Genomic DNA, 25,472 nt, shown 5'->3' with positions numbered 1-25,472 from the left:
CGCCCGTGTGAGCGCGTAGAGTCGTCGGTCGTGAAAGAGACGGCCGGGCGAGAACCCCAGGACACCCTGCCGTGCGTCGCCGTGCGCGACCTGGTCAGGACCTACCGCACCGGACGCGGCGGCGCCGCCATCGCCGAGATCCGGGCCAACGACGGCATCAGCCTGACCGTCCGGCAGGGCGAGATCTTCGGGCTGCTCGGGCCGAACGGCGCCGGGAAGTCCACGCTGGTGCGCCAGCTCACCGGGCTGCTGCGGCCGGACTCGGGCTCGGTCGAACTGCTCGGGCACGACATCGTGCGGCACCCGGAGCGGGCCGCGCGGCTGCTCGGCTACCTGGGGCAGGACTCCACCGCCCTGGACGACCTGACCGTCGTCATGGCCGCCGAGACCACCGGACGGCTGCGCGGCCTCACCCGGGCGCAGGCCCGCGGCCGGGCGGCGGAGGTGCTGACGGAGCTCGGGCTGGAGCCGATCGCCCAGCGGCCGCTGGCCAAGCTGTCCGGCGGGCAGCGGCGGCTCGCGTGCTTCGCGGCCACCCTGGTGGGGGAACGGCCGCTGCTCGTCCTGGACGAGCCGACCACGGGCATGGACCCGGTGGCCCGGCGGGCCGTCTGGTCGGCCGTGGACCGGCGGCGGGCCGAGCACGGGACGACGGTGCTGCTGGTCACCCACAACGTGATCGAGGCGGAGACCGTCCTCGACCGGGTCGCCGTGGTGGACGAGGGCCGGGTGATCGCCTGCGACACGCCCGGCGGGCTCAAGGCCCTGGTCGACGGCGACGTCCGGCTCGACCTGGTGTGGCGGGACGAGGCGCCGCTCGGCGTGCCCGCCGTCGCCGAGCTGGCCGAACGGGCCGAGCGCACCGGGCGCCGCTGGACCGTCCGCACCACCCCCGAGCAGGCCCGCGAACTGGTCGCCGCCGTCACCACCGGCCCGGCCTTCGCCGCCCTCGACGACTTCACCCTCGCCACCCCGAGCCTTGAGGACGCCTACCTCAAGCTGGGCGGCCGCCACGGAGGACTCGCCAAGTGACCCTGCTCTCGGTGTCCCCGAGGACCGACCGGTCGACGGCCGGGGCCGCCCCGCTCGCCCCCGCCGCGCGGCTGCTGCCCGCGCTCGCCGCGGTGTACCGGGCGCAGCTCGCCCGGGCGAAGGTGGCACGGATCCCGCTGCTGTTCGTGGCGACCTTCCAGTCCATCGGCATCCTGGTGATGATGCGGGGCGTCGTGGACGCCGGGCAGACCTCGGCGGCGCGCTCGGTGGTCGCCGGGTCGAGCGTGCTGGTGGTGGCGTTCGTCGCCCTGAACCTGCTGGCGCAGTACTTCGGGAAGCTGCGGGCCACCGGCGGCCTGGACCACTACGCGACGCTGCCGGTGCCGGCCGCCTCGGTGGTGCTGGGCGCGGCCGCCGCGTACGCCTCGTTCACGCTGCCGGGGACGGTCGTCACGGCGGTCGTCGGGGCGGTGATGTTCGGGCTGCCGCTCGGGCAGCTGTGGGTGCTGCTGGCGGTCGTACCGCTGGCCGGGGCCGCGCTGTCCGGGCTGGGCGCGGCCTGCGGGCTGCTCGCGCCGCGGCAGGAGATCGCGACGATGCTGGGGCAGCTCGGCATGTCGGCGGCCCTGCTGCTGGGCGTCCTGCCGGTGGACCGCCTGCCGCAGCCGGTGCTGTGGCTGCGGGACCTCCTGCCCTCGACGTACGGGGTGGAGGCGTTCGCGCGGACCTTCGCGCCGTCGCCGGACTGGGGGATGGTGCTGGTGGACCTCGGGGTCTGCGCGGGGGTGGGCGTGGTGTCGCTCGCGCTGGCCACCTGGGCGTACCGGCGGGCGGTCTCCCGGTAGGGCCCGTCCAGCCCGGCCCGGGCCCGTCCCACCGTGTGGGTGGTGGGGCCGTTCGGACGGCCGTCGTGAAACGATGGGGCCTGTGACCGTACCGAACACACCTCCGGATCCCGCCCACGCCGATGTGCCGGCGGCGGTGCCGGGTGCCGCGCCCGATCCGTTCGCGCCGCCGCCCGCGGCCGAGGCGTCGCCCGCCCCTTCGGCGGGGCGGCTGCTGCCCGAGGTGCGGATCGGGGCGGGGGTCGTGGTCGTCTGTCTGGTGGCCGGCCTGGTGATGGCCGGGCTGTGGGCCTGGCTGTCGCCGAAGGTGCCGCTGGTCGTGGACGGGGACCGGATCCTCTACGCCGACCCCGAGGGCGAGCAGCGGGCCGGGGCCGACGCGGTGTTCGTGCTGATCGGGCTGGGCGCGGGCGTTCTGACCGCGCTCGGGGCCTTCCTGGTGACCAGGCGGCGCGGCGGCGGGATCTCGGTCGCGCTGGGGCTGACGGTCGGCGGACTGCTCGGGTCGATCGGCGCCTGGCGGATCGGGCGGTGGTTCGGGCCGAGCGACAACCTGATCGGGGAGGCCCGGCGGGTCGGCAACGGCGGGCACTTCGACGCGGGCATCGACCTGGGGGCGCTCGGCGCGCTGCTGGTGTGGCCGATGGCGGCGATGGTGGTGCTGCTCGCCCTGTCGGCGGCGTTCGGGAAGCGGGAGGAGGACCCGCCGCCGTACTGGGGGGCTCCGGTCGGGTTCCCGGCGGCCGGTCCGGCGGGGGTGGATCCGGGGCCGACTCCGGCTCCGACTCCGGCTCCGGGACCGGCTCCGGCTCCGACGCCGGGCGAGGGGCCGTACGGGGCTCCGGCGCAGGGCCCGGGGGACCGGGGACAGGGCTGAGAAGACGTGGACGAGGCGGAAGGCGGGCCGGGTGGCCGGCCTTCCGCCTCTCGCCGTTCCGGGCCGCCTCTCAGCGGGCGATGGGCGCCGTACGGGCCCCGGTGAGGGTGATGAGGTCCGCGGGGGCCAGCTCGACCTCCAGGCCCCGGCGGCCCGCCGAGACGAAGACGGTGGGGTGGCCGAGGGCGCTGGCGTCGACCACGGTGCGCAGCGGGCGGCGCTGGCCGAGCGGGGAGATGCCGCCGAGGACGTAGCCGCTGCTGCGCTCGGCGGCGGCCGGGTCGGCCATGGCGGCGCGCTTGCCGCCGACGGCGGCGGCCAGGGCCTTGAGGTCGAGCTGGCCGGCGACGGGGACCACGCCGACGGTCAGGGTGCCGTCCACGTCGGCGACCAGCGTCTTGAAGACGCGCTCGGCGGAGACCCCGAGGGCCTCGGCGGCCTCCCCGCCGTAGGAGGCGGCGGCCGGGTCGTGGTCGTAGGAGTGGACGGTGAAGGGGACGGCGGCGGTCTCCAGGGCGACGGTGGCCGGGGTGCCCTGGCCGCCCTTCTTCGGCTTCTTGGCCATGCGGGGGTCCTGGGTCAGTTGGGGCTGAAGGACTGGCGGGTGAGGTCGACCGCCGGGAGCGAGGGCAGCCAGCTGAGGACGCTGCTCTCGCGGCGCAGCAGGTCGAGCTCGGTGCGCAGCCGCTGGGCGGTGTCGGGGCAGGCCAGCAGCCGCTGCTTGACCGGGACCTCGAACACCGAGGCGGCGGCGACCAGGTAGGAGAGCACCTGGGGGTCGTCCGGGAGCTGCTGGCGGCCGACGGTGCTGGCCTCGCGGGCCCCGGCCAGGCGCTTCTGGTAGATCCGGAAGGCCCGCTCCACCTCGGCGGCGAGGGCGCCGGAGCCCTCGCCGGGGCGCTCCTCGATCGGCTCGATCTCGCCGGTCAGGTACGGGCCGGAGGTGTCCACCGAGCGCAGCCAGAACCGGGTGGTGCCGGTGACCAGGAGCTCGTAGCGGTCGTCGGGCCGCTTCTGGGCGGAGGAGACGTCGGCGACGCAGCCGATGTGGTACATCGCCTCCAGCGGGTCGCCGGTGGCGGTGCCGAGCCGGTCGAGCGGGCCGGCCGGGCCGTCGTCCGGTCTGACCGGGGAGACCTCGCGGCCGTCCTTGATCGCGAGCACGCCGAAGCGGCGCGGTGCGTCCTCGGGCTGTTCGAGCAGGTCGGCGACGAGACGGCGGTAGCGCTCCTCGAAGACGTTCAGGGGCAGCACGAGGCCCGGGTAGAGCACCGTGTTCAGCGGGAAGAGCGGCAACCGTTCTGTCACGGCGGACAGCGTAGTTCCCCGGGCCGGGGCCTTGTCGCGGGGTTGACGCCGTCAGACCCGTCAGCCCCGCTGGAGCAGCCTGGTGGCGCCCGCCACGACGGTGGAGGCGAGCAGCCAGCCGATCACCACCAGCCCGGCGGAGATCCACTGGGTGATCCCTCCCGGGTTCCAGGCGCCCTGGTTGAGGTCGACGATCGGCAGCAGCTGGTTGAGGGTGTAGAGCACCGGGTTCCAGTGCGGGCGCTCGTCGGCCTTGAGCGGATCCATCGGGTGGGTGGTGAACCAGAGGCTGCCGAGCGCCCAGGCGAGCAGCAGCCAGGCGCCGGCCCGGCCGGGGCGGTAGCCGTAGCCGACGCTGACGTCCTGGGCCAGGCCCCAGATCCGGGCGGGCAGCGGCAGGGTCTGGCGGCGGCGCCGCTGCTTGGCGTACAGCACCTCGCGGGCGTCGTCGTCGGCTCCGTCGCGGCGCATCGCGGCGGCGAGCTGCTCGTAGGACTCCGGCTGGAAGTCCACCGAGGAGCCCTCCAGCCAGGCGATCCGCTGGCGGACGGTGAACGGCTCGACCGGGCGCAGGTTCTCGTAGACGAAGCCGGTCAGGCCCAGGTGCTTGCCGCGCGGCCAGGAGTCCGGGCGGTCGACGAGGTTGCCGATCCGGGCGCGGGAGAGCGAGACCGTCCCGGTGGGCCGGACCCGGCAGGTGAAACGCAGCTCGGGGGTGTGGATGCGGCGCAGCGAGAGCTCGTCGTCACCCTCCAGGTGGAACTCCCCGGAGATCAGGCAGGCCGCGTCGAAGCGGGAGTCGGAGAGGCGCACCTGGCCGAAGGCGCGGAAGGGGGTGCTGGGGGCGCCGGGCGGGGGGCTCTGGCCGTAGCCGGAGCCGTAGTAGCCGCGGGAGCCGGACCAGCCGCCGTCGGCGGAGCTGGTCAGGTAGAGGGTGTGGCTGACGTTGAGCCGGACGCCGTTGAGGCAGGTGCGGCTGTTCTGCGGGTCGCAGTGCAGCTGGGCGCCGCGGAGCGAGAAGCGGCCGCCGATCCGGGCCGTGGCGACGCTCAACTCGCCGTGGGTTTCCAGGCGTTCGGCCTCGAAGTCCTGGTGGACGGTCATTCCGTCGGCGGAGATGGCGCGGCCGAAGCGGTCGCCGCCGACGACGGCCTGGTTGAGCAGCAGGTCGGTGCCGATCCTGGCGTCGGTGAGCCGGATGCCCTCGGGGATCCGGCAGCGGGCCAGGTGGAGGTCGCCGGTGGTGGAGAGCCGGGAGGCCTCGATCCGCGGGATCAGGCAGTCGATCATGCGCAGGGTGCTGGCCGAGGCCTCGGAGACGAGGATCTTGTGTTCGAAGCGGCAGCCGCGCAGTTCGACGTACCGTTCGATGTGGCCGCCGGCCAGGTTGAGCGCGCCGGTGACGGTCACCCCGCTCATCCGCAGCGAGGCGACCCGCCCGGCGACGGGCTCCGGGCCGGCCAGCAGCAGATGGGCGAGCACCTCGGCGCTGACCATCCGCTCGGGGCCCCAGGGGGCGTCCCCGAAGGGGTCGTCGGTGTTGGCTCGGCCACTCCGGCGGTCGAAGATCTCACCCTGGCGGAAGGCCTCCCAGAGCTCCCGTTCGGTGTCGGTCCAGCCTTCTGGAGCGGATTCCGCCATGTTTTCCCCCGTCCCCCGTTCGTCTCGCCTTTCGTATCACGGACTGAAATACGGGACCAGCGATTCCGGCCACTCCTTACACTGGGTGGCGTGATCTCTCGAATCGACCTCCGCGGCTCGCTCGACGACCCGCGTGACCTGCTGCCCCGTGCCGAGTTCGACGTCGCGGCCGCCCTGGAGAAGGTGCGGCCGATCGCGGAGGACGTACGCCATCGCGGGGTCGCGGCGCTGATCGAGATCACCGAGCGCTTCGACGGCGTCCGGCTGGAGTCCACCCGGGTGCCCGCCGAGCAGCTGACCGAGGCCCTGGAGACGCTGGACCCGAAGGTGCGGGCCGCGTTGGAGGAGTCGATCCGCCGGGCCCGCGCCGTGCACGCGGACCAGCGCCGCACCGGGCACACCACGCAGGTGGTGCCGGGCGGCACCGTCACCCAGCGCTGGGTGCCGGTCGAGCGGGTCGGGCTGTACGTGCCGGGCGGGCTGGCGGTCTACCCGTCCTCCGTGGTGATGAACGTGGTGCCGGCCCAGGAGGCGGGCGTGACGGGCATCGCGGTCACCTCCCCGCCGCAGAAAGAGTTCGGCGGGCGCGTCCACCCGACCATCCTGGCGGCCTGCGCGCTGCTCGGCGTGGACGAGGTCTACTCCGTCGGCGGCGCCCAGGCGGTCGCGATGTTCGCCCTGGGCACCGAGGAGTGCGCGCCGGTCAACATGGTCACCGGCCCCGGCAACATCTACGTGGCCGCCGCCAAGCGGCTGTTCGCCGGCCGGATCGGCATCGACTCCGAGGCCGGCCCGACCGAGATCGCGGTCCTGGCCGACGACAGCGCGCTGCCGAGCGACGTCGCCGCCGACCTGATCAGCCAGGCCGAGCACGGCCCGACCTCCGGCTCCGTGCTGGTCACCGACTCCCCGGCGCTCGCCGACGCGGTCGAGGCCGAGCTGGCCGTGCAGGTCGCCAGGACCAAGCACAGCGAGCGGGTGGCCGAGGCGCTGGGCGGCCGGCAGTCCGGCATCATCCTGGTCGACGACCTGGAGCAGGGCCTCGCCGTGGTCAACGCGTACGCGGCCGAGCACCTGGAGATCCAGACCCGCGAGCCGCACGCGGTCGCCGCCCGCGTCGTCAACGCCGGCGCGGTCTTCATCGGCCGCTGGACCCCGGTCTCGCTCGGCGACTACGCGGCCGGCTCCAACCACGTGCTGCCGACCGGCGGCTGCGCCTGCCACTCCTCCGGGCTGTCGGTGCAGACCTTCCTGCGCGGCGTCCAGGTCGTCGAGTACGACCGGGACGCGCTCGCGGACGTCGCCGCGCACGTGGTCAACCTGGCCAACGCCGAGGACCTCCCCGGGCACGGGGACGCCATCAAGGCCCGGTTCGATTGGACGGTGCCGGGAGCATGAGCATCCGCATCGACGACCTCCCCGTCCGCGACGAGCTGCGCGGCCAGTCCCCGTACGGCGCACCGCAGTTGGACGTTCCCGTACAGCTGAACACCAACGAGAACCCGTACCCGCTGCCCGAGGAGCTGGTCGCCCGGATCGCCGAGCGCGTCGCCGAGGCCGCCCGGAGCCTGAACCGCTACCCCGACCGGGACGCGGTGGAGCTGCGCGAGGGCCTGGCCGCCTACCTGACCCGCACCACCGGCTTCCCCGTCGTCCGCGAGCAGGTGTGGGCCGCCAACGGCTCCAACGAGGTGCTCCAGCAGCTCCTCCAGACCTTCGGCGGCCCCGGCCGCAGCGCGCTCGGCTTCGAGCCCTCGTACTCGATGCACGCGCTGATCTCCCGGGGCACCGGCACCGCCTGGATCTCCGGCCCGCGCAACGACGACTTCACCATCGACGTGGACGCCGCCGTCACCGCCATCGCCGAGCACCGGCCGAACGTGGTGTTCATCTGCTCGCCGAACAACCCGACCGGCACCGCCGTCGAGGCCGACACGGTGCTGCGGCTGTACGAGGCCGCGCAGGCCGCCCGGCCCAGCCTGGTGGTGGTGGACGAGGCGTACGTCGAGTTCTCGCACCGCGCCTCGCTGCTGCCGCTGATCGAGGGCCGGCCCAACCTGGTGGTCAGCCGCACCATGTCCAAGGCCTTCGGCGCCGCCGGGCTGCGCCTGGGCTACCTGGCCGCCGACGCGGCCGTGGTCGACGCCGTCCAGCTGGTGCGCCTGCCGTACCACCTGTCGGCCGTCACCCAGGCCACCGCGCTGGCCTGCCTGGAGCACACCGACACCCTGCTCGGGTACGTCGGACGGCTCAAGGAGGAGCGCGACCGGCTGGTGGACGCGCTGCGGGGCATGGGCCTGGAGGTGACCGACTCGGACGCCAACTTCGTCCAGTTCGGCCGCTTCGCCGACACCCACGCCGTCTGGCAGGCCATCCTCGACCAGGGCGTCCTGGTCCGTGACAACGGCGTCCCCGGGTGGCTGCGCGTCACCGCCGGCACGCCAGCCGAGAACGACGCCTTCCTGGACGCCGTCCGCAACGTGATCAAGGAGCTGTAACCCGTATGTCCCGCATCGGACGCGTCGAACGCACCACCAAGGAGACCTCCGTCCTGGTCGAGATAGACCTCGACGGCACCGGCCGGACCGACATCTCCACGGGCGTCGGGTTCTACGACCACATGCTCGACCAGCTCGGCCGCCACGGTCTGTTCGACCTCACCGTCAAGACCGACGGCGACCTGCACATCGACACCCACCACACCATCGAGGACACCGCCCTCGCGCTCGGCGCCGCCTTCAAGCAGGCGCTCGGCGACAAGGTGGGCATCTACCGCTTCGGCAACTGCACGGTGCCGCTCGACGAGTCGCTCGCCCAGGTCACCGTGGACCTCTCCGGCCGGCCCTACCTGGTGCACACCGAGCCCGAGGGCATCGCGCCGATGATCGGCAGCTACGACACCACGATGACCCGGCACATCCTGGAGTCCTTCGTGGCCCAGGCGCAGATCGCGCTGCACGTGCACGTCCCGTACGGGCGCAACGCGCACCACATCGTGGAGTGCCAGTTCAAGGCGCTGGCCCGGGCGCTGCGCTACGCCGCCGAGCGCGACCCGCGCGCGGCCGGAATCCTCCCGTCGACCAAGGGTGCGCTGTGAGCAAGTCCGCGTTGATCCTCGTCTTCGTCGGCCTCTTCCTGGCCGGCGGAGTGATCTCCTTCTGGAAGCAGAAGCTGCCGAAGGGCGTCATCCTGGTGCTGGCCTTCGGTTCCGTGATGTGCCTGGCCTCCGGCCTCATGCGCCTGTAGACCCGCCTGGCCCCGTAGAGAGACTGGACACCTGAACATGGGCAAGAACGTCGTCGTCCTCGACTACGGCTCCGGCAACCTCCGCTCCGCGCAGCGTGCCCTGGAGCGGACCGGGGCGGACGTCACGGTCAGCTCCGACTACGACACCGCGATGGCCGCGGACGGCCTGCTCGTCCCCGGCGTCGGCGCCTTCGAGGCCTGCATGCGCGGGCTGAAGTCGGTCCGCGGGGACTGGATCATCGGCCGCCGGCTCGCCGGGGGCCGCCCGGTCATGGGCATCTGCGTCGGCATGCAGATCCTCTTCGAGAAGGGCGTCGAGCACGGCGTCGAGACGGCCGGCTGCGACGAGTGGCCGGGTACCGTCGAGCCGCTGGACGCCCCGGTCGTCCCGCACATGGGCTGGAACACCGTGGACGTGCCCGAGGGCAGCCGGATGTTCGCCGGCCTGGACCCGGAGACCCGCTTCTACTTCGTGCACTCGTACGGGGTGCGGCACTGGGAGCTGGAGGCCCACAGCGCGCGGATCAACCCGCCGCTGGTCACCTGGGCCACGCACGGGCAGCCGTTCGTCGCCGCCGTCGAGAACGGCCCGCTGTGGGCCACCCAGTTCCACCCCGAGAAGTCCGGCGACGCCGGCGCCGCCCTGCTGACCAACTGGGTCAACACCCTCTGACCGTCTGAGAGTTGTTACTGATGAGCCTTGAGCTGCTGCCCGCCGTCGATGTCCGGGACGGCCAGGCCGTCCGCCTGGTCAAGGGCGCCTCCGGCACCGAGACCTCCTTCGGCGAGCCGCTCGCCGCCGCCCTCGCCTGGCAGAACGCCGGCGCCGAGTGGCTCCACCTGGTCGACCTCGACGCCGCCTTCGGAACCGGCTCCAACTACGAGCTGCTGCGCGAGGTCACCGGCCAGCTGGACATCAAGGTCGAGCTGTCCGGCGGCATCCGCGACGACGAGTCGCTCGCCCGGGCGCTCGCCACCGGCTGCACCCGGGTCAACCTCGGCACCGCCGCCCTGGAGGCCCCGGAGTGGGTCGCCAAGGCCATCGCCGAGCACGGCGACAAGATCGCCGTCGGCCTGGACGTCGTCGGCACCACCCTGCGCGGCCGCGGCTGGACCCGCGACGGCGGCCAGCTCTTCGACGTGCTGGCGCGACTGAACGCGGAGGGCTGCGCCCGCTACGTCGTCACCGACGTCAACCGCGACGGCACCCTGACCGGCCCCAACCTGCAGCTGCTGCGCGACGTCTGCGCCGCCACCGACCGCCCGGTCGTCGCCTCCGGCGGCGTCTCCTCGCTGGACGACCTGCGGGCCATCGCCACGCTCGTCGGCGAGGGTGTCGAGGGCGCCATCGTGGGCAAGGCACTCTACGAGCAGAAGTTCACCCTCGAAGAGGCCCTGGAGGCGGTTTCCGGATGACGGATGGTCGGATCGTACGCGGTCGGGTCGGTGGATTCTCCCCCTGGGAGGAGGAGTTCGGCTACTCCCGGGCGGTCGCCGCGGGCGACCACGTGCACGTGGCAGGCTCCACCGCCTGGGTGGACGGCCGGATCGAGCACGAGGGCGACCCGTACGGGCAGACCCTCGCCGCCTTCGGCGTCGGGCTCAGGGCCCTGGCCGCGTACGGTCTGACCGTGGACGACGTGGTCCGCACCCGGATGTACATCACCCACGTCCGCGACGCCGAGGAGGTGGGCCGCGCCCACCGCGAACTCTTCGACGCCGCACGCCCGGTGGCCACCATGGTGGTGGTCGAGGGACTGATCGACTCCCGGATGATGGTCGAGGTCGAGATCGACGCGTACCGTGCCGGGCTGGCAAAGACCCTGGAAGGCAAACAGCCATGACCCTCGCCGTACGTGTCATCCCCTGCCTGGACGTGGACGCCGGGCGGGTGGTCAAGGGCGTCAACTTCCAGAACCTGCGCGACGCCGGGGACCCGGTCGAGATGGCCAAGCTGTACGACGCCGAGGGCGCCGACGAGTTGACCTTCCTCGACATCACCGCCTCCTCCGGCGACCGCGAGACCACCTACGACGTCGTCCGCCGCACCGCCGAGCAGGTGTTCATCCCGCTGACCGTCGGCGGCGGCATCCGGGCCGTCGAGGACGTGAACAAGCTGCTGCGGGCCGGTGCCGACAAGGTCGGGGTCAACACCGCGGCCATCGCCCGGCCGGAGCTGATCCGCGAGATCGCCCAGCGGTTCGGGCGGCAGGTGCTGGTGCTGTCGGTCGACGCCCGGCGCTGCGCTCCCGGTACGGAGACCGAGTCCGGCTACGAGGTCACCACCTACGGCGGGCGGCAGGGCACCGGGCTGGACGCCGTCGAGTGGGCGGGCCGCGCGGCCGAGTTGGGGGCGGGGGAGATCCTGCTCAACTCGATGGACGCGGACGGCACCAAGGACGGCTACGACCTGGAGATGATCCGGGCCGTGCGCAAGGCCGTCTCCGTGCCGGTCATCGCCTCCGGCGGGGCGGGCAAGCTCGGCGACTTCGCCCCGGCCGTGGAGGCGGGCGCGGACGCGGTGCTCGCGGCCAGCGTGTTCCACTTCGGGGACCTGCGGATCGGCGAGGTCAAGAACGCGCTGCGGGAGGCCGGGCACCCGGTGCGGTGACGCCCTTCCCGTACGAGGGCCCGCTGCTTCCGCGGCGGGCCCTCTTCCCGTGGGTCAGGACTCGCTCGGCTCGCCCTTGATCAGGGCGAAGGGCGCGCCGTTCGGATCGGCCAGCCAGGCGAGCCGGCCGACGTTCTGCACGTCCGAGGCCGACATCAGCACCGAGCCGCCGGCCGCCGTCGCCTTGGTCACCAGCGCGTCCACGTCGGAGGCGGCGAAGTACGGCGTCCAGGCGGCGGGCTGCTCCTCCTGCATCGTCGGGGCGATCCCGCCGAAGCCGGTCTGCCGCTGGTCGCCCTCGGACGTGGAGACCACCCGGTAGCTCATGCCGGGGGACGGCTCGAAGTTCTCCACCCGCCAGCCGAACAGGCCCTGGTAGAAGGCCGAGGCGCCGTCCGGGTCGGGGGTGTGCAACTCGGCCCAGACCAGCGCGTTGTCCTCGGAGACGGCGTCCAGACCTCGGGTGTTGCCGGGCTGCCAGAGCGCGAAGCGGGCGCCCTGCGGGTCCGTGAGCTGGGCCATCCGGCCCTCCTCCATCACGTCCGTCGGCGGGACCGTGACCGCGCCGCCGGACTGCTCGGCGGCCTTCACGGTGGCGTCGACGTCGACGGTGAGGAAGTACGTCGTCCAGGTGGGGCGGTCGCCCTTGTCGATCGGGCCGATGGCGCCCGCGGTCCTGCCGTCCAACTGCACGAAGCCGTAGCCCATCGCCCCCGGGATGGGCAGGAACGTCCAGCCGAAGACCTTGCCGTAGAACTCGGCGGTGGCGGGGATGTCGGGGCTGCCCAGGTCGATCCAGCAGGGCGAGCCGGCGGGGAAGGCGGTGGTCAGCATGAGGTGCCCCTTCGACGGAGGGTGACCGGACTGCCCGGATCGAACCCCGGCCACCTGCGAGTCTGCACCCGGGCACCGACATCCGCAGCCGGGGCGGCCCCTGGGGGCGTTGCAGTTCCTTGCGCTGCCACCTCGATACGTCGAGGTGGCAGCGCAGGCGGTTCGCTCAGGGCAGCGGCAGGGCGTGGCGGAGGGCCTCGACGGCGTCCGGGGGGCCGTCCACGGTCAGGGTGGTGTGGGCGCCGCGGCCGTAGGCGAAGAGGATCAGGTCGCCGGGGGTGCCGGTGAGGTGGACGGTGGGGGCGTCGGCGGGGCCGACGGTGAGGGAGCGGCCGTCGGGGTGGGTGAGGGTGAGGCGGACGGGGGTGCGGCGGCGGGCTTCCATGCGGGCGATGAGGGGGAGGCGGCGCCAGAGGGCCTCGGCGCGGCCTTCCGGGACGGGCAGGGGGGTCCAGTCCTCGGTGGCCCGCAGGACGTCCTCGGCGTGGACGAAGTACTCGACGGTGTTGGCCGCCTCGTCCGCGCCGGGAAGGGCGAACGGGGAGTAGACCGGCGGACCGGCCCGGAAGAGCCGTACCAGTTCCTCGTAGGGGCGCGACGCGTAGTCGTCCTGCACCCGCTGGGTCCAGCCGGCCAGGGCGCCGACCTTGATGCCGGCCGCCGCGTCGGGGCGGCGCTCCCGGATCACCAGGTGGGCGGCGAGGTCCCGGGTCGTCCACCCGGCACAGAGCGTGGGGGCGTCCGGCCCGGCGGCTGTGAGGAGTTGGGCGAGGCGGTGGCGTTCGGCGAGGGCGTGGTTCGACATGGTGGAAGCCTAGGTCGTGTCTAGGGGTGGAGCTGGCCGGTGAGTTTGGGGGCGCCCTGCTTGTTGCCGGAGGTCAGGGTGCAGGAGTAGTCGCGCCAGCCCTGTTGGTAGTTGACCAGGGCGGGGCCGAACTGCCGTGGGTAGTAGGTCCTTCCGTCGGGCTGCCTGGCCTTGGCGGCGGCCTCGGCCTGCTTGCAGCCGTCCCGCATGGCGAGGGCGATGGGGAGTTCTCCGGTGAGTCCGTCGGCCAGTGTGAGGTCGGCGATCACCTCGCCGTCGTGTTCGCCGGCGCAGGGGCGTTCCTCGGCGCGGGTGATCACCGGGCTCAGCTGCGGGTGGTCGAAGCAGGTGCCCACCGGGAAGAAGGCGTACGGGGGTTGCGGCTTGGTGGGGGTGGGCGTGGGGGTGGGGGTCGGCGTCGGGGTGAGTGTGGGGGTGGGCGGTGGTGGCGGTGCGGCGGCCGGCTCGGGGGCGTCCTGCGGCCAGAGCAGCACGGTGGCGACCACCGCCAGGAGCAGGGCCAGGACGGCGGCGACGGCGATGACCATGCTGCGGGACGGGCGGGAGGCGGCGGCTTCGGGCGGCTGCTGCTCTGAGGTCATGGCCACGAGGATGGCCCACCCGGGCCCCGCCCGGCAGGCGGTTCGCGGAACTCGCCCCGAACGGTGCGTCCCCGTACGGTTCACCCCCTGGACGGGCGCCCGGGTGCCGCGGCCGGGCTGACACAATGGCCCCATGTCCACCACACCCGCCGCCCCCGGCACCACCGCCCTCGACCCCGCGATCGCCGCGCGCCTCAAGCGCACCGAGGACGGCCTGCTCCCGGCCGTCGCGCAGCAGTACGACACCGGCGAGGTGCTGATGCTCGGCTGGATGGACGACGAGGCGCTGCACCGCACGCTCACCACCGGCCGCTGCACCTACTGGAGCCGCAGCCGCCGCGAGTACTGGGTCAAGGGCGACACCTCGGGCCACGTGCAGGCGGTCAAGTCGGTGGCGCTCGACTGCGACGGCGACACCCTGCTGGTCAAGGTCGACCAGACCGGTGCGGCCTGCCACACCGGCGACCGCACCTGCTTCGACGCCGACGTGCTCCCGCTCTCCTGACCCCAGCCCACTAGAAGAACTCCAGAAGGTGCCGCCGCTCATGGACCTCGAAGCCTTCCGCAAGCTCGCCGTCGACACCCGGGTGATCCCGGTCACCCGCAGGCTCCTCGCGGACGGCCTCACCCCGATCGGCCTCTACCGCAGCCTCGCCGAGGAACGGCCCGGCACCTTCCTGCTGGAGTCCGCCGAGCAGGGCCGCTGGTCGCGCTACTCCTTCGTCGGCGTGCGCAGCGCCGCCGTGCTGACCGCCGACGAGAACGGCGGGGCCCGCTGGCTCGGCACCCCGCCGGTCGGCATCCCCACCAGCGGCGACCCGTTGCAGGTGCTGCGCGCCGCCCTGGAGGCGCTGCACACCCCGCGCCACGCCGACGACGGCCTGCCCCCGCTGACCGGCGGCCTGGTCGGCTACCTCGGCTACGACGTCGTCCGCCGGCTGGAGAAGCTGCCCGACCTCAACCCGGACGACCTCAAGCTGCCCGAGCTGACCATGCTGCTGGCCACCGACCTCGCGGTGCTCGACCACAACGACGGCACGGTGCTGCTGATCGCCAACGCCGTCAACCACAACGACCTGGCCAGCGGCGTGGACGAGGCCTGGGCGGACGCGGTGGCCCGCCTGGACGCGATGGAGGCCGACCTGCTCAAGCCGGTCGACCCGGGCCTGGCCACCTTCACCCCGGCCGGCCCGGGCGAGGTGCACTCGCCGTTCGGCGGGGAGCCGTACCGGGCGGCCGTGGAGGTCGTCAAGGAGCGGATCCGGGCCGGGGAGGCCTTCCAGGTCGTCCCCTCGCAGCGCTTCGAGGCGCCCTGCCCGGCCTCCGCGCTGGACGTCTACCGCGTGCTGCGCACCACCAACCCCAGCCCGTACATGTACCTGTTCCGCTTCCCCGGGCCGGACGGGGGCGCCGAGGGCGGCTTCGACGTGGTCGGCTCCAGCCCGGAGGCGCTGGTCAAGGTCGCCGACGGCGAGGCGATGCTGCACCCGATCGCCGGCACCCGGCACCGCGGCGCCACCCCGCACGAGGACGCGGCGCTGGCCGCCGAGCTGCTCGCCGACCCGAAGGAGCGGGCCGAGCACCTGATGCTGGTGGACCTCGGCCGCAACGACCTCGGGCGGGTCTGCGAGCCGGGCAGCGTCGAGGTGGTCGACTTCATGCAGATCGAGCGCTACAGCCACGTGATGCACATCGTCTCCACCGTCACCGGCAGGGTCGCCCCCGGGCGCAGCGCCTTCGACGTGCTGACCGCCTGCTTCCCGGCCGGCACGCTCTCCGGCGCGCCCAAGCCCCGGGCGATGCGGATCATCGAGGAGCTGGAGCCCACCCGGCGCGGCCTGTACGGCGGCTGCGTCGGCTATCTGGACTTCGCCGGGGACTCGGACACCGCGATCGCGATCCGCACCGCGGTGCTGCGCGACGGCACCGCGTTCGTGCAGGCGGGCGCGGGCGTGGTCGCCGACTCCGACCCGCACGGCGAGGACACCGAGTGCCGCAACAAGGCGGCCGCCGTGCTGCGGGCCGTCGCCACCGCCAATACGCTGCGGACGCCGGAACTGTCGTAGCGCGTGAGGAGGCGGCCGATGTCCGAGGTGCCGCACGACGAACTGCGGTGGGGGTTCGTGTTCGACGCCGCCGTCCAGCTCCGGGAGGAGCTGGCGGGGCACGGCCGGGTGCTGTCCCGGGTCCTGGTCGACTTCCCGGCCGCACCCGGCCCGCTCGCCCCCGACCTGGCGGTGCTGGCCCCCGGAGCCGTCCACGGCGCCCGGGGCCGGTACGGGGCCACCGCGGTCGAGGCGGTGCTGGAGCTGGCGCGGCCGGGCCTGGCGGAGGCCGGACGGGCGTACGCGCAGAGCGGCGTGCCGCTGTACGTGGTGGTCGACCCGGCGGCGCGGGCGTGCACCGTGCACACCGCGCCGTCCCCCGAAGGGGTGTACCGGGAGGCCGAGCGGGTGCCGTTCGGCAACGACCTGTTCCTGCCGCTCGGCGACCGCACGCTGGTGCTGAGGACCGACGACTTCCCCACCGGAGCGGCCGCCCCGGGCACGGCCTGACCAGCGGACGGGCCCCGGGCGGACACCCCGGGTACCGGCGGGGGTGTCGGCCGGGGGATAGTGGACGGGTGACCGCTGCAGACCAGACTCCTGCCCCCGCCGCCCCCAGCCGCCGCACCCTCGGCATGATGCTGCTGCTGACCGTGCTGAGCGCCGTGCTGGTGCTGACCGCGGCCGGGCGGGTCTGGGCCGAGGGCCGGGCCGGCACATTGGACGTGTCCGTCACCGGCGGCAAGATCTCCGAACTGCCCGGCGGGCTGGCCCTGGTGGGCCTGGCCGCGGCCGTCGCGGTGTTCGCGGTGCGCGGCGTCGGCCGGCTCGCCGTCGGCGCGCTGACGCTGCTGGCCGGGCTGGGCGCGGCCGCCGCCTCGGTGGCCGGGGCCTCGGACACCGCCGCGCTGGACTCCGCCGCCTCCGGCAAGCTCGCCCTGGCCGGCTCGACCGCCACCGGGGTCTCGCACACCGGCTGGCCGTGGGTCGCGCTGGTCGGCGGGCTGCTGCTGGCCCTGGCCGGGCTGATCACCCTGCGCTACGGCCGCGGCTGGCCGGCCATGGGCAGCCGCTACGAGGCGCCGACCCGCAAGGCCCCGGCGAGGACCGACACCCCGGGTGACCTGTGGAAGGCCCTGGACCGCGGTGAGGACCCGACGGCGGTCTGACCTCCCCCGCATGTGACGCGATAGACCCGCCACCCGCTTTGGGGCGCCGGTGTGTGGCCCGGCACAATGGAACCCGTCAACCCGCCGGCGGCCCCGTAGGCCCGGCCGGGCCCCGAGAGCCAAGGAGCACCATCGATGGCAGCAGCAGCACACGGCCACACCCCCGCCGCCTGGACCGGCGTGATCATCTCGTTCGTCGGCTTCGGCATCGCGGGTGTCGCGATGATCCTGCCGTCGGTGCTGCTGACCTGTGTCGGCCTGGCGGTCGTCCTGGCCGGCGGGGTCGTCGGCAAGGCCATGTCGATGGCCGGCATGGGCCAGCAGCCCAGCGCGAACGTCTACAAGTCGGTCGAGGAGCAGCGGGCGGCCCGCGAGGCGCTTGCCGCGGCCTGACAACACGCTTTTCGCACATTGGAACGGCGGGCGCGCCACGCCCGCCGTTTCGTTCTGTCCGGGCCCGGCACGGGCAGAATCGGGGCGTGAACGCCGCCCCCACCACCTCCGCCCCGCCGCCCGTAGTGCGCCGGCTGGGCCCGCCGCTGGCCGCGCTGGCGGCGGTGGCCGTCCCCACCGCGTACGTCGCCGTGGTGGACCCGAACGCTCCCGGGCACTACCCCGACTGCCCCTTCCTGACCGCCACCGGCTGGTGGTGCCCCGGCTGCGGGGGCCTGCGCTGCGTCCACGCGCTGGCCCACGGGGACCTCACCGGCGCCCTGCACGACAACGCGGTCGCCGTCCTGCTGTTCGGCGTCCTGGCGGTGCTCTGGCTGCGCTGGGGCTGGGCCGCGCTGACCGGAGGGCCGCCGCCGAGGGTCTCGGTCGGGGCCCGGCGCTGGGCGCTGATCGTCCTGCTGGTGCTGGTGTTCGCGGTGGTCCGCAACCTGCCGGTGGGGGCCGGTCTCGCGCCGCCGGTGGTCTGAGCCGGCCGGAGCCGGACCGCCGTGGATCCGGTGAATCCGCAGCTGGGAGCCGCCGCCGGGGCGTCCCGCTCCGCGAGACGCGAGCCGGGCGGATGCGCCGCGCGCCCCCGGGTGCCGATACCATCGAAGTGCCGACGGGCCCCCGCCCGTCCGGCTCGCGCCGGGAAACCAGCATCAAAAGGGGCTGGCGGACCGGCAGATCTAGAGATGGGGGCTCCCGAGTGAGTGTGCTCGACACGATCATCGAAGGGGTCCGTGAGGACCTCGCCGAGCGGCAGGCCCGGGTTTCCCTGGACGAGCTCAAGGAGCTCGCGGCCAAGGCCCCGGCGGCCAAGGACGGCGTCGCCGCCCTCAGGGGCGACGGGGTCCGGGTGATCTGCGAGGTGAAGCGCTCCAGCCCGTCCAAGGGTGCTCTGGCCGCGATCGCCGACCCGGCCGCCCTGGCCCGCGACTACGCGGCCGGCGGTGCCGCCGCGATCAGCGTGCTGACCGAGCAGCGCCGCTTCGGCGGGTCGCTCGCCGACCTGGACACCGTCCGGGCCGCGGTGGACACCCCGCTGCTGCGCAAGGACTTCATCGTCACCGCCTACCAGCTGTGGGAGGCCCGCGCGCACGGCGCCGACCTCGCCCTGCTGATCGTCGCCGCCCTCGACCAGCCGGCCCTGGTGTCGCTGATCGAGCGCGCCGAGTCGATCGGCCTCACGCCGCTGGTCGAGGTGCACGACGAGGAGGAGATCAAGCGCGCGGTGGACGCCGGGGCGCGGATCATCGGCGTCAACGCCCGCAACCTCAAGACCCTTGAGGTGGACCGCAACACCTTCGAGAACGTGGCCCACGCCATCCCGGACAGCGTCGTCAAGGTCGCCGAGTCCGGCGTGCGCGGACCGCTGGACGTCATCAGCTACGCCAACCTGGGCGCCGACGCGGTGCTGGTGGGCGAGTCCCTGGTGACCGGCCGGGACCCGCGTGCCGCGGTCGCCGACCTGGTCGCGGCCGGGGCCCACCCGGCCGTGCGGCACAAGGACTGACGCGGTCCGGATGAAGATCGCCACCCGACTCGCCCCCGGCTGCCGCCCGCGCGGCTGCCGCGCGCCCGCACGCCGGGTGCTGGGGCGTCGGGTGCGGTACGTGATCGGCTGCGAGCCGGGGCAGGTGCCGGGGCGGCGATGGCGCGTGACGCAGGGCTGAAACCAGCCGGCGTGCACGGCTGGACCCGGCCTGCCCGCAGGGCTGGGTCCGGTCGGCAGCCACGACCGGAAACCAGCCGATCGACGTCACCGCCATCCGATTCTCCGTCAAGGGAAACCACCATGTCCGAGAAGGACTACCTGCCCGGTGCCCAGGTGCCGGACGCCCGCGGCTACTTCGGCGCGTACGGCGGCCGCTTCATCCCCGAGGCGCTCGTCGCCGCGGTCGAGCAGGTCGCCGAGGAGTACGAGAAGGCCAAGGCCGACCCGGCCTTCGCCGCCGAGCTCGACGCGCTGCTCAAGGACTACACCGGCCGCCCGAGCCCGCTGACCGACGTGCACCGCTTCTCCGCAGAGGCGGGCGGGGCGCGCGTCCTGCTCAAGCGCGAGGACCTCAACCACACCGGCTCGCACAAGATCAACAACGTGCTGGGCCAGGCCCTGCTCACCAGGCGGATGGGCAAGACCCGGATCATCGCCGAGACCGGCGCCGGGCAGCACGGCGTGGCCACCGCCACCGCCTGCGCGCTGTTCGGCTTCGACTGCACCATCTACATGGGCGAGGTCGACACCCAGCGCCAGGCGCTCAACGTCGCCCGGATGCGGATGCTCGGCGCCGAGGTGGTGGCCGTCAAGTCCGGCAGCCGCACGCTCAAGGACGCCATCAACGAGGCGTTCCGGGACTGGGTCGCCAACGTCGACTCCACCCACTACCTGTTCGGCACCGTCGCCGGGCCGCACCCCTTCCCGATGATGGTCCGCGACTTCCACCGGATCATCGGCGTCGAGGCCCGGCAGCAGGTGCTCGACCGCACCGGGCGGCTGCCCGACGCGGTGGTCGCCTGCGTCGGCGGCGGCTCCAACGCGATGGGCATCTTCCACGAGTTCATCCCGGACGCCGGCGTGCGGCTGATCGGGTGCGAGGCGGCCGGAGAGGGCGCCGAGACGCCCAGGCACGCGGCCACCCTCACCAAGGGCGACCCCGGGGTGCTGCACGGCTCCCGCACCTACGTCCTGCAGGACGAGGACGGCCAGACCATCGAGTCGCACTCCATCTCGGCGGGCCTCGACTACCCGGGCGTCGGCCCGGAGCACGCCTGGCTGAAGGACACCGGGCGGGCCGAGTACCGGCCGGTCACCGACGACGCGGCGATGCAGGCACTGCGGCTGCTGTCCCGCACCGAGGGCATCATCCCGGCCATCGAGAGCGCGCACGCGCTCGCGGGGGCGTTGGAGCTGGGGCGCGAGCTCGGGCCGGAGGCGACCATCCTGGTCTCGCTCTCGGGGCGCGGGGACAAGGACATGCACACGGCGGCGGAGTACTTCGGGTTGTACGACGAGCCGGGTGCCGGCAACGCGTCCGGCGACAACACCGCCAACGGGGGTAAGTGATCATGACTTCGAAGCTCAGCAGTGTGCTGGCGGCCGCCAAGGCCGAGGGCCGTGCCGCGCTGATCGGCTACCTGCCGGCCGGCTTCCCGACCGTCGACGGCGGCATCCGCGCGATCAACGCGCTGATCGAGGGCGGCTGCGACGTGGTCGAGGTCGGCCTGCCGCACTCCGACCCGGTGCTGGACGGCGCCGTCATCCAGACCGCCGACGACATCGCGCTGCGCGGCGGCGTGCGGATCAAGGACGTGCTGCGCACCGTCCAGGAGGTCGCCACGGCGCACCCCGGGGCGGCGGTGCTGGTGATGACGTACTGGAACCCCGTGGACCGGTACGGCGTGGCGCGGTTCGCCGCCGACCTGGCCGCGGCGGGCGGGGCCGGGTGCATCCTGCCGGACCTGCCGGTGGAGGAGTCCGAGGAGTGGCGCAAGGCGGCGGGCGAGCACGGGCTGGACACCGTGTTCGTGGTCGCGCCGAGCAGCAAGGACGAGCGGCTGGCCGAGGTCACGGCGGCGGGCAGCGGGTTCGTGTACGCGGCCGCCGTGATGGGCGTGACCGGTACCCGCTCCGCGGTCGGCTCGATGGCCGAGGACCTGGTCGCCCGCACCCGGGCCACGACGGACCTGCCGGTCTGCGTCGGGCTCGGGGTCTCGAACGCCGAGCAGGCGGCGGAGGTCGCGCGGTTCGCGGACGGCGTCATCGTGGGGTCGGCCTTCGTGAAGCGGATCCTGGCGGCCGGGGACGACGAGGCGGCGGCGCTGGACGGCGTGCGGGAGCAGGCCCGGGAGCTGGCGGCCGGCGTCCGGCGGCGCTGACGCCCGGTAGACACACGGTGCCCGACGGCCCGTCACTCCCTCGGAGTGGCGGGCCGTCGGCGTCGGGGGAGCGCGCCTCGCTCCGCGCGCCCGCCCGCGTCCACGTCGGCGTGGCCCCGAACGGGTGAACAGCGGCGGGGAGTCGCACCACCCGGGGTTGACCGGCGTTGAGAGGAGGGACGAGTGCACGAACCAGGTGTACGGGGGTGCCGGGCGAGCGAAGGGGTGATCTGGTGGCTGGTCTCCAACGGGCCGTGCTGCTGCGGGCGGCGGCCGCCGCGCTGACCCTCGGCGCCGCGGTGGGCGCGCACACCGAGGTCGGGCAGGCGCTGGCCAGGCGGGGCGCCGAGCGGGCCGAGCGGGAGGCGGTCGCGTGCGCCGAGGCGGCGCGGTGGGACGCGGCGCAGCGGGAGGGGCACGTGGCGCTGTTCGATCCGGCCCGGCCCGCGGGGTGCCACTGAGGTACGGGTGTTCGACATGTTCGGACAGAGCGTCACTCATCCGGCGTAATTCCTGAATGTGGAGGAACCGCCCTTCCTTCCTTACGGTTCATCAGGAAGTGAACGAGTTTCCCAAGGGGGGTTCCCTGATGGCCGGCCCGGAAGCGCAGCCCGGCGAGGAGTCGGCGCCTCGGGCGGCTCCGGCGGCTCCGGCCTGGAGCGAGTGGGTCGGCCTCGTCGTGCGGCTCGGCCTCGCGGTGGTCTGGGGCTGGGCCGGGCTGGCCAAGATCTCCGATCCCGCGGAGGCCGCCCAGGCCGTCCGCGCGTACGAGATCCTGCCCGAGGGCCTGGTCAAGCCGGTCGGCTACGGGCTGCCCTTCCTGGAGCTGGCGCTCGCCCTGCTGTTGGTGATCGGGCTCGGCGTCCGGCTGGTCGCCGGGGTGTCCGCGCTGCTGCTGCTCACCTTCATCGCCGGGATCGGCTCGGCCTGGGCGCGGGGCATCTCGATCGACTGCGGCTGCTTCGGCGGCGGCGGGCACGTCGACGCCTCGCAGACCGAGTACCTGCAGGAGATCCTGCGCGACACCGGGTTCCTGCTGCTGGCCGGGTGGCTGCTGTGGCGGCCCCGGACCAGGCTCTCGGCGGACGGCTGGCTGGCGCGCTGACCGTACCCCCACCCCCCACCTCCCCGACGAAGGCCCCCGACCGTGGATGTCAACGCAATGAGCGAGAAGAACCGAGAAGAGAAGCGCGCCGCCCGGGAGCGGATGCTGGAGCAGCGGGCGGCCGATGAGGCCACCTCCAAGCGCAGGAAGAAACTGATCGTGGGCGGGGCCGTGCTCGCGGTCATCGCCGCCGCCGTGATCACCGGCGTCGTGGTGCAGAACCAGCGCTCCAAGCCGGAGACCCCGACCGCCGCCCCGGCCGGGACGATCGGTGACAAGAACCTGGTCATCCCCGTCGGCGCGGGCAACGCGCCCTCCGTCCTCACCGTCTACGAGGACCCGCGCTGCCCCGCCTGCGGCATGTTCGAGCGCGAGTTCTCGGCGACCATCGACCAGTTGGAGGACGCCGGGAAGATCTACACCAACTACCACCTCGTGTCGTTCATCGACCGGGCCGTACCGGGCAAGGGCTCCAAGACCGGCGCCAACGCGCTGGCCTGCGCCCAGGACGCCGGGCACTTCCGGGACTTCCACGACGTGCTGTACCGCAACCAGCCGGACGAGACCAGCGACGCCTTCGGCGACAAGTCGGTCCTGCTCAACCTGGCCAAGCAGGTCAACGGCCTGGACACGCCCGAGTTCCAGGCCTGCGTCAAGGACAACAAGTTCGGCGGATGGGTGTCCGCGGTGCAGCAGGACTTCGACAAGTCCAGCTACAAGTCGACCCCGACCGTGCTGCTCAACGGCCAGCCGATCTACCCGAAGAACGGCGACGAGGAGATCACCCCGGCGAACCTGGTGAAGTGGGTGGACGCCGCGAACCAGGGCAAGCAACTGGGCACGGCGGGCTCGCACGGGCAGACCCCGGCCCCGACCAGCACCGCCTCGGAGGCCAACAACCCGTCCCCGGCCGCCGGCTGAGCCCGGGGCCCGTCTTCGAACTCCCGTCCCCCTGAGTTCGGACCCCGCCCGCCGCCCCCTCCCCGTCCGGAGGGGGCGGCGGTGCCCGTTGTTCGGCTTCTGTGACCCCGGGGGTGTCCGACGGGGCCGTCAGACCCTGTAGCGTCGGAACCGCCATGGATATCGCCTACATTCCCAGCCCGTCGCGGGGCGTCCTGTACCTCGGACCGATCCCGCTGCGCGCCTACGCCTTCTGCATCATCCTCGGTGTCGTCGTGGCCGTCTGGCTCGGCAGCAAGCGCTGGGTCGCCCGGGGCGGTGCCAAGCACACCGTCGGCGACATCGCCGTCTGGGCGGTGCCGTTCGGCCTGGTCGGCGGCCGGCTCTACCACGTGATCACCGACGGTGGCCGGCTGTACTTCGGCCCGGGGCAGAACCCCTGGAACGCCCTCAAGATCTGGCAGGGCGGCCTGGGGATCTGGGGCGCGATCGCGCTGGGCGCGGTCGGCGCCTGGATCGGAGCCCGCCGCCGGGGTGTGCCGCTGCCCGCGTACGCCGACGCCATCGCGCCGGGCATCGCGCTCGCGCAGGCGATGGGCCGCTGGGGCAACTACTTCAACCAGGAGCTGTACGGCCGGCCGACCACGCTGCCGTGGGGCCTGGAGATCGACAAGACGCTGCCCAGCGGCGAGGTCGTGAAGGGCGTCTTCCACCCGACCTTCCTGTACGAGTCGCTCTGGTGCGTCGGGGTCGCGCTGCTGGTGATCTGGGCGGACCGCCGGTTCAAGCTCGGGCACGGCCGGGCCTTCGCGCTGTACGTGGCCGCGTACACGGTGGGCCGGTTCTGGACCGAGTGGCTGCGGATCGACGAGGCGCACGTCTACTTCGGCCTGCGGCTGAACGACTGGACCTCGATCCTGGTGTTCCTGGGCGCCGTGGCGTACCTCGTGATCGTCGGGAGGAAGCGGCCGGGCCGCGAGGACCCGGCGAGCATCGATCCGGCCGCGCACGCGGTGGCGGACGGAGGCGACGCCGAGGCGGAGGGGAAGGCCGACAAGGCCCCGGGCAAGGCGGACGAGCAGGCCGGGAAGGCCTCGGGCAAGGCGGACGCGAAGGCGGACGGAAAGGCCCCGGGCGGCGGGAAGCCGTCCCGCTCCACGGACGGCGGACCGGCCGTCGCCGTCGCCGACAAGACCGCCAAGGACGTCGAGAACCCGACCTGACCAGGGCGTTGTCCCGGCTGAGGCCACCCTTCGCGAGCTTGCGAAGGGTGGCCTCAGTGCCGTTCGGACAGCCTAACTTTGCTGGAAGTGCGCAGGTCAGGCGGGCTACGGTCGACCCAGACGACCGAGGACGAGGGGAAGAGGACGATGAGCGCGATCACGCTGGAGGCCGAGTCGGCGCACCACCCGCGGATACCGGCGGCGGGGCACCACCGGGATGTCAACGGCGGCTGGCTGCGGCCCGCGGTGTTCGGGGCGGTGGACGGCCTGGTGTCCAACTTCGCGCTGATGACCGGTGTGGTCGGCGGGGCGGCGTCCAGCGGCACGGTGATCCTGACCGGGCTGGCCGGGCTCGCCGCCGGCGCCTGCTCGATGGCGGCGGGGGAGTACACCTCGGTGGCCTCGCAGCGGGAGCTGGTGCAGGCCGAGATCGAGGCCGAGCGGCTGGAGCTGAGCCGCAACCCGCACGGCGAACTGGCCGAGCTCGCCCAGGTGTACATCGGGCGCGGGGTCGAGCCGGAGCTCGCCCACGAGGTGGCGCGGCAGCTGACCGCCGACCCGGAGGCGGCCCTGGAGGTGCACGCCCGCGAGGAGCTGGGCATCGATCCCAACGACCTGCCCTCGCCGCTGGTCGCGGCCGGCTCCTCGTTCCTGTGCTTCGCGCTCGGCGCGCTGCTGCCGCTGCTGCCGTACCTGCTCGGGGCGACCTCGCTGCTGCCCGCCGTGGTGCTGGCGGCGCTGGGGCTGTTCCTGTGCGGCGCGGTGGTGGCCCGGGTGACGGCGCGCACCTGGTGGTTCAGCGGGCTGCGGCAGCTGGTGCTGGGCGCGGCCGCGGCCGGGGTGACCTACCTGCTGGGCTGGCTGATCGGCGGGCACGTCGGCTAGCCGATAGCACTGCACGACGCTGCATGATTATGCCGGGCAATGCGTGACGTTCCACACACGGACGTCTCGCGG

Annotated in this window: 32 protein-coding genes; 26 read left to right on the top strand and 6 right to left on the bottom strand. The window is 73.6% G+C overall.

The features are described from left to right. Positions 1-30 precede the first annotated feature (30 nt). From RZ50_RS11900 to RZ50_RS11890, 3 genes are all read left to right on the top strand, one after another. Positions 31-1,032, top strand: coding sequence for an ABC transporter ATP-binding protein (locus RZ50_RS11900; protein WP_308271597.1), 1,002 nt, complete (start codon positions 31-33; stop codon positions 1,030-1,032). Next, positions 1,029-1,838: an ABC transporter permease gene (locus RZ50_RS11895; protein WP_196950537.1), complete on the top strand. Its 810-nt coding sequence runs from the start codon at positions 1,029-1,031 to the stop codon at positions 1,836-1,838. The genes RZ50_RS11900 and RZ50_RS11895 overlap by 4 nt, the downstream gene beginning before the upstream one ends. Positions 1,839-1,920: 82 nt before the next feature. Further along, positions 1,921-2,715 carry a hypothetical protein gene (locus RZ50_RS11890; protein ID WP_196950536.1) on the top strand — a complete coding sequence of 265 codons (795 nt, stop codon included), beginning with the start codon at positions 1,921-1,923 and terminating at the stop codon, positions 2,713-2,715. A 70-nt stretch (positions 2,716-2,785) separates the two neighbouring features. Here RZ50_RS11890 and ybaK read toward each other — a convergent pair whose 3' ends face one another. Genes ybaK through RZ50_RS11875 form a run of 3 tightly spaced genes read right to left on the bottom strand, consistent with a single transcriptional unit; the run spans position 2,786 to position 5,664 of the window. Beyond that, complete coding sequence (ybaK, locus tag RZ50_RS11885) at positions 2,786-3,280, bottom strand: Cys-tRNA(Pro) deacylase (protein ID WP_196950535.1); 495 nt, start codon at positions 3,278-3,280, stop codon at positions 2,786-2,788. Between the two features lie 14 nt (positions 3,281-3,294). Next, positions 3,295-4,023, bottom strand: coding sequence for an LON peptidase substrate-binding domain-containing protein (locus RZ50_RS11880; protein WP_308271596.1), 729 nt, complete (start codon positions 4,021-4,023; stop codon positions 3,295-3,297). 60 nt (positions 4,024-4,083) lie between these two features. Continuing rightward, positions 4,084-5,664 (bottom strand): oxidoreductase, encoded by a 1,581-nt coding sequence (locus RZ50_RS11875; protein ID WP_196950534.1) that lies wholly within the window; start codon positions 5,662-5,664, stop codon positions 4,084-4,086. Between the two features lie 90 nt (positions 5,665-5,754). Between RZ50_RS11875 and hisD the strand changes: the two genes are divergently transcribed. From hisD to hisF, 8 genes are read left to right on the top strand one after another with little or no spacing between them, the layout of a single operon-like run. Beyond that, entirely contained in the window at positions 5,755-7,062 is a 1,308-nt protein-coding gene (gene hisD, locus RZ50_RS11870) for a histidinol dehydrogenase (RefSeq protein WP_196950533.1), read from the top strand. Beyond that, entirely contained in the window at positions 7,059-8,162 is a 1,104-nt protein-coding gene (locus RZ50_RS11865) for a histidinol-phosphate transaminase (RefSeq protein ID WP_196950532.1), read from the top strand. The genes hisD and RZ50_RS11865 overlap by 4 nt, the downstream gene beginning before the upstream one ends. 5 nt (positions 8,163-8,167) lie before the next feature. Continuing rightward, complete coding sequence (gene hisB / locus RZ50_RS11860; protein ID WP_049650368.1) at positions 8,168-8,761, top strand: imidazoleglycerol-phosphate dehydratase HisB; 594 nt, start codon at positions 8,168-8,170, stop codon at positions 8,759-8,761. Next, positions 8,758-8,910: a hypothetical protein gene (locus RZ50_RS11855; protein WP_196950531.1), complete on the top strand. Its 153-nt coding sequence runs from the start codon at positions 8,758-8,760 to the stop codon at positions 8,908-8,910. The genes hisB and RZ50_RS11855 overlap by 4 nt, the downstream gene beginning before the upstream one ends. Before the next feature lie 37 nt (positions 8,911-8,947). After that, positions 8,948-9,583, top strand: a complete 636-nt coding sequence (gene hisH, locus RZ50_RS11850) for an imidazole glycerol phosphate synthase subunit HisH (protein WP_196950530.1) — start codon at positions 8,948-8,950, stop codon at positions 9,581-9,583. A 17-nt stretch (positions 9,584-9,600) separates the two neighbouring features. Beyond that, on the top strand, positions 9,601-10,326 hold the full coding sequence (gene priA / locus RZ50_RS11845; RefSeq protein WP_196950574.1) for a bifunctional 1-(5-phosphoribosyl)-5-((5-phosphoribosylamino)methylideneamino)imidazole-4-carboxamide isomerase/phosphoribosylanthranilate isomerase PriA: 726 nt from the start codon (positions 9,601-9,603) through the stop codon (positions 10,324-10,326). After that, positions 10,323-10,754: a RidA family protein gene (locus tag RZ50_RS11840; protein WP_196950529.1), complete on the top strand. Its 432-nt coding sequence runs from the start codon at positions 10,323-10,325 to the stop codon at positions 10,752-10,754. Before priA ends, RZ50_RS11840 begins: the two co-directional genes overlap by 4 nt. Beyond that, positions 10,751-11,521, top strand: coding sequence for an imidazole glycerol phosphate synthase subunit HisF (hisF, locus tag RZ50_RS11835; RefSeq protein WP_196950528.1), 771 nt, complete (start codon positions 10,751-10,753; stop codon positions 11,519-11,521). Before RZ50_RS11840 ends, hisF begins: the two co-directional genes overlap by 4 nt. A 54-nt stretch (positions 11,522-11,575) precedes the next feature. Here the strand turns inward: hisF and RZ50_RS11830 are convergent, their stop codons facing one another. From RZ50_RS11830 to RZ50_RS11820, 3 genes are all read right to left on the bottom strand, one after another. Next, on the bottom strand, positions 11,576-12,355 hold the full coding sequence (locus tag RZ50_RS11830) for a VOC family protein (RefSeq protein ID WP_196950527.1): 780 nt from the start codon (positions 12,353-12,355) through the stop codon (positions 11,576-11,578). Positions 12,356-12,521: 166 nt separating this feature from the next. Next, entirely contained in the window at positions 12,522-13,160 is a 639-nt protein-coding gene (locus RZ50_RS11825) for a TIGR03085 family metal-binding protein (protein ID WP_196950526.1), read from the bottom strand. A gap of 20 nt (positions 13,161-13,180) precedes the next feature. After that, on the bottom strand, positions 13,181-13,762 hold the full coding sequence (locus tag RZ50_RS11820) for a hypothetical protein (RefSeq protein ID WP_196950525.1): 582 nt from the start codon (positions 13,760-13,762) through the stop codon (positions 13,181-13,183). 133 nt (positions 13,763-13,895) lie between these two features. Here RZ50_RS11820 and hisI point away from each other — a divergent pair, with 133 nt between their 5' ends. The 15 genes from hisI (at position 13,896) to RZ50_RS11745 (ending at position 25,400) form a co-directional block, all read left to right on the top strand. Further along, positions 13,896-14,267 carry a phosphoribosyl-AMP cyclohydrolase gene (hisI, locus tag RZ50_RS11815; RefSeq protein ID WP_196950524.1) on the top strand — a complete coding sequence of 124 codons (372 nt, stop codon included), beginning with the start codon at positions 13,896-13,898 and terminating at the stop codon, positions 14,265-14,267. A gap of 40 nt (positions 14,268-14,307) precedes the next feature. After that, positions 14,308-15,828, top strand: coding sequence for an anthranilate synthase component I (locus tag RZ50_RS11810; RefSeq protein WP_217680510.1), 1,521 nt, complete (start codon positions 14,308-14,310; stop codon positions 15,826-15,828). Positions 15,829-15,846: 18 nt separating this feature from the next. Further along, on the top strand, positions 15,847-16,317 hold the full coding sequence (locus tag RZ50_RS11805; RefSeq protein WP_196950522.1) for a Uma2 family endonuclease: 471 nt from the start codon (positions 15,847-15,849) through the stop codon (positions 16,315-16,317). A 68-nt stretch (positions 16,318-16,385) separates the two neighbouring features. Next, on the top strand, positions 16,386-16,976 hold the full coding sequence (locus RZ50_RS11800; protein WP_308271595.1) for a TIGR02234 family membrane protein: 591 nt from the start codon (positions 16,386-16,388) through the stop codon (positions 16,974-16,976). A 135-nt stretch (positions 16,977-17,111) separates the two neighbouring features. Then, a complete protein-coding gene (locus RZ50_RS11795; RefSeq protein WP_196950521.1) occupies positions 17,112-17,369 on the top strand; it encodes an HGxxPAAW family protein in 258 nt (85 codons plus the stop codon). 86 nt (positions 17,370-17,455) lie between these two features. Beyond that, positions 17,456-17,896, top strand: coding sequence for a DUF2752 domain-containing protein (locus RZ50_RS11790; RefSeq protein WP_308271594.1), 441 nt, complete (start codon positions 17,456-17,458; stop codon positions 17,894-17,896). A gap of 221 nt (positions 17,897-18,117) precedes the next feature. Further along, a complete protein-coding gene (gene trpC / locus RZ50_RS11785; protein ID WP_196950520.1) occupies positions 18,118-18,924 on the top strand; it encodes an indole-3-glycerol phosphate synthase TrpC in 807 nt (268 codons plus the stop codon). Then, positions 18,863-19,084, top strand: a complete 222-nt coding sequence (trpM, locus tag RZ50_RS11780) for a tryptophan biosynthesis modulator TrpM (RefSeq protein ID WP_374199911.1) — start codon at positions 18,863-18,865, stop codon at positions 19,082-19,084. The genes trpC and trpM overlap by 62 nt, the downstream gene beginning before the upstream one ends. 122 nt (positions 19,085-19,206) lie before the next feature. Then, positions 19,207-20,475 (top strand): tryptophan synthase subunit beta, encoded by a 1,269-nt coding sequence (gene trpB / locus RZ50_RS11775; RefSeq protein ID WP_196950519.1) that lies wholly within the window; start codon positions 19,207-19,209, stop codon positions 20,473-20,475. Between the two features lie 2 nt (positions 20,476-20,477). Further along, positions 20,478-21,287 (top strand): tryptophan synthase subunit alpha, encoded by an 810-nt coding sequence (trpA, locus tag RZ50_RS11770; protein WP_196950518.1) that lies wholly within the window; start codon positions 20,478-20,480, stop codon positions 21,285-21,287. A 233-nt stretch (positions 21,288-21,520) separates the two neighbouring features. Further along, the gene (locus RZ50_RS11765; protein WP_196950517.1) at positions 21,521-21,748 is read left to right on the top strand and encodes a hypothetical protein; all 228 of its coding nucleotides are present in this window, start codon (positions 21,521-21,523) and stop codon (positions 21,746-21,748) included. Between the two features lie 128 nt (positions 21,749-21,876). Next, the gene (locus tag RZ50_RS11760) at positions 21,877-22,392 is read left to right on the top strand and encodes a MauE/DoxX family redox-associated membrane protein (protein WP_196950516.1); all 516 of its coding nucleotides are present in this window, start codon (positions 21,877-21,879) and stop codon (positions 22,390-22,392) included. 57 nt (positions 22,393-22,449) lie between these two features. Beyond that, positions 22,450-23,313, top strand: a complete 864-nt coding sequence (locus RZ50_RS11755) for a thioredoxin domain-containing protein (RefSeq protein WP_196950515.1) — start codon at positions 22,450-22,452, stop codon at positions 23,311-23,313. Positions 23,314-23,468: 155 nt separating this feature from the next. Then, on the top strand, positions 23,469-24,515 hold the full coding sequence (lgt, locus tag RZ50_RS11750; protein ID WP_196950514.1) for a prolipoprotein diacylglyceryl transferase: 1,047 nt from the start codon (positions 23,469-23,471) through the stop codon (positions 24,513-24,515). Positions 24,516-24,662: 147 nt separating this feature from the next. Next, on the top strand, positions 24,663-25,400 hold the full coding sequence (locus RZ50_RS11745; RefSeq protein ID WP_196950513.1) for a VIT1/CCC1 transporter family protein: 738 nt from the start codon (positions 24,663-24,665) through the stop codon (positions 25,398-25,400). Positions 25,401-25,472 lie beyond the last annotated feature (72 nt).

Source organism: Kitasatospora sp. SUK 42 (genome assembly GCF_015776785.2).
Taxonomy (GTDB): domain Bacteria; phylum Actinomycetota; class Actinomycetes; order Streptomycetales; family Streptomycetaceae; genus Kitasatospora.
Note: the sequence above shows the minus strand (reverse complement) of the source record. Positions and strands in the feature narration are given on the sequence as shown.

Excerpts from the sequence above, each read along its gene's own strand:
- ybaK (WP_196950535.1), bottom strand. The coding sequence starts at position 3,280 with ATGGCCAAGAAGCCGAAGAAGGGCGGCCAGGGCACCCCGGCCACCGTC.
- RZ50_RS11875 (WP_196950534.1), bottom strand. The coding sequence starts at position 5,664 with ATGGCGGAATCCGCTCCAGAAGGCTGGACCGACACCGAACGGGAGCTC.
- RZ50_RS11865 (WP_196950532.1), top strand. The coding sequence starts at position 7,059 with ATGAGCATCCGCATCGACGACCTCCCCGTCCGCGACGAGCTGCGCGGC.
- hisB (WP_049650368.1), top strand. The coding sequence starts at position 8,168 with ATGTCCCGCATCGGACGCGTCGAACGCACCACCAAGGAGACCTCCGTC.
- hisH (WP_196950530.1), top strand. The coding sequence starts at position 8,948 with ATGGGCAAGAACGTCGTCGTCCTCGACTACGGCTCCGGCAACCTCCGC.
- RZ50_RS11840 (WP_196950529.1), top strand. The coding sequence starts at position 10,323 with ATGACGGATGGTCGGATCGTACGCGGTCGGGTCGGTGGATTCTCCCCC.
- hisF (WP_196950528.1), top strand. The coding sequence starts at position 10,751 with ATGACCCTCGCCGTACGTGTCATCCCCTGCCTGGACGTGGACGCCGGG.
- RZ50_RS11830 (WP_196950527.1), bottom strand. The coding sequence starts at position 12,355 with ATGCTGACCACCGCCTTCCCCGCCGGCTCGCCCTGCTGGATCGACCTG.
- RZ50_RS11825 (WP_196950526.1), bottom strand. The coding sequence starts at position 13,160 with ATGTCGAACCACGCCCTCGCCGAACGCCACCGCCTCGCCCAACTCCTC.
- RZ50_RS11820 (WP_196950525.1), bottom strand. The coding sequence starts at position 13,762 with ATGACCTCAGAGCAGCAGCCGCCCGAAGCCGCCGCCTCCCGCCCGTCC.
- hisI (WP_196950524.1), top strand. The coding sequence starts at position 13,896 with ATGTCCACCACACCCGCCGCCCCCGGCACCACCGCCCTCGACCCCGCG.
- RZ50_RS11810 (WP_217680510.1), top strand. The coding sequence starts at position 14,308 with ATGGACCTCGAAGCCTTCCGCAAGCTCGCCGTCGACACCCGGGTGATC.
- RZ50_RS11805 (WP_196950522.1), top strand. The coding sequence starts at position 15,847 with ATGTCCGAGGTGCCGCACGACGAACTGCGGTGGGGGTTCGTGTTCGAC.
- RZ50_RS11795 (WP_196950521.1), top strand. The coding sequence starts at position 17,112 with ATGGCAGCAGCAGCACACGGCCACACCCCCGCCGCCTGGACCGGCGTG.
- trpB (WP_196950519.1), top strand. The coding sequence starts at position 19,207 with ATGTCCGAGAAGGACTACCTGCCCGGTGCCCAGGTGCCGGACGCCCGC.
- trpA (WP_196950518.1), top strand. The coding sequence starts at position 20,478 with ATGACTTCGAAGCTCAGCAGTGTGCTGGCGGCCGCCAAGGCCGAGGGC.
- RZ50_RS11760 (WP_196950516.1), top strand. The coding sequence starts at position 21,877 with ATGGCCGGCCCGGAAGCGCAGCCCGGCGAGGAGTCGGCGCCTCGGGCG.
- RZ50_RS11755 (WP_196950515.1), top strand. The coding sequence starts at position 22,450 with ATGAGCGAGAAGAACCGAGAAGAGAAGCGCGCCGCCCGGGAGCGGATG.
- lgt (WP_196950514.1), top strand. The coding sequence starts at position 23,469 with ATGGATATCGCCTACATTCCCAGCCCGTCGCGGGGCGTCCTGTACCTC.
- RZ50_RS11745 (WP_196950513.1), top strand. The coding sequence starts at position 24,663 with ATGAGCGCGATCACGCTGGAGGCCGAGTCGGCGCACCACCCGCGGATA.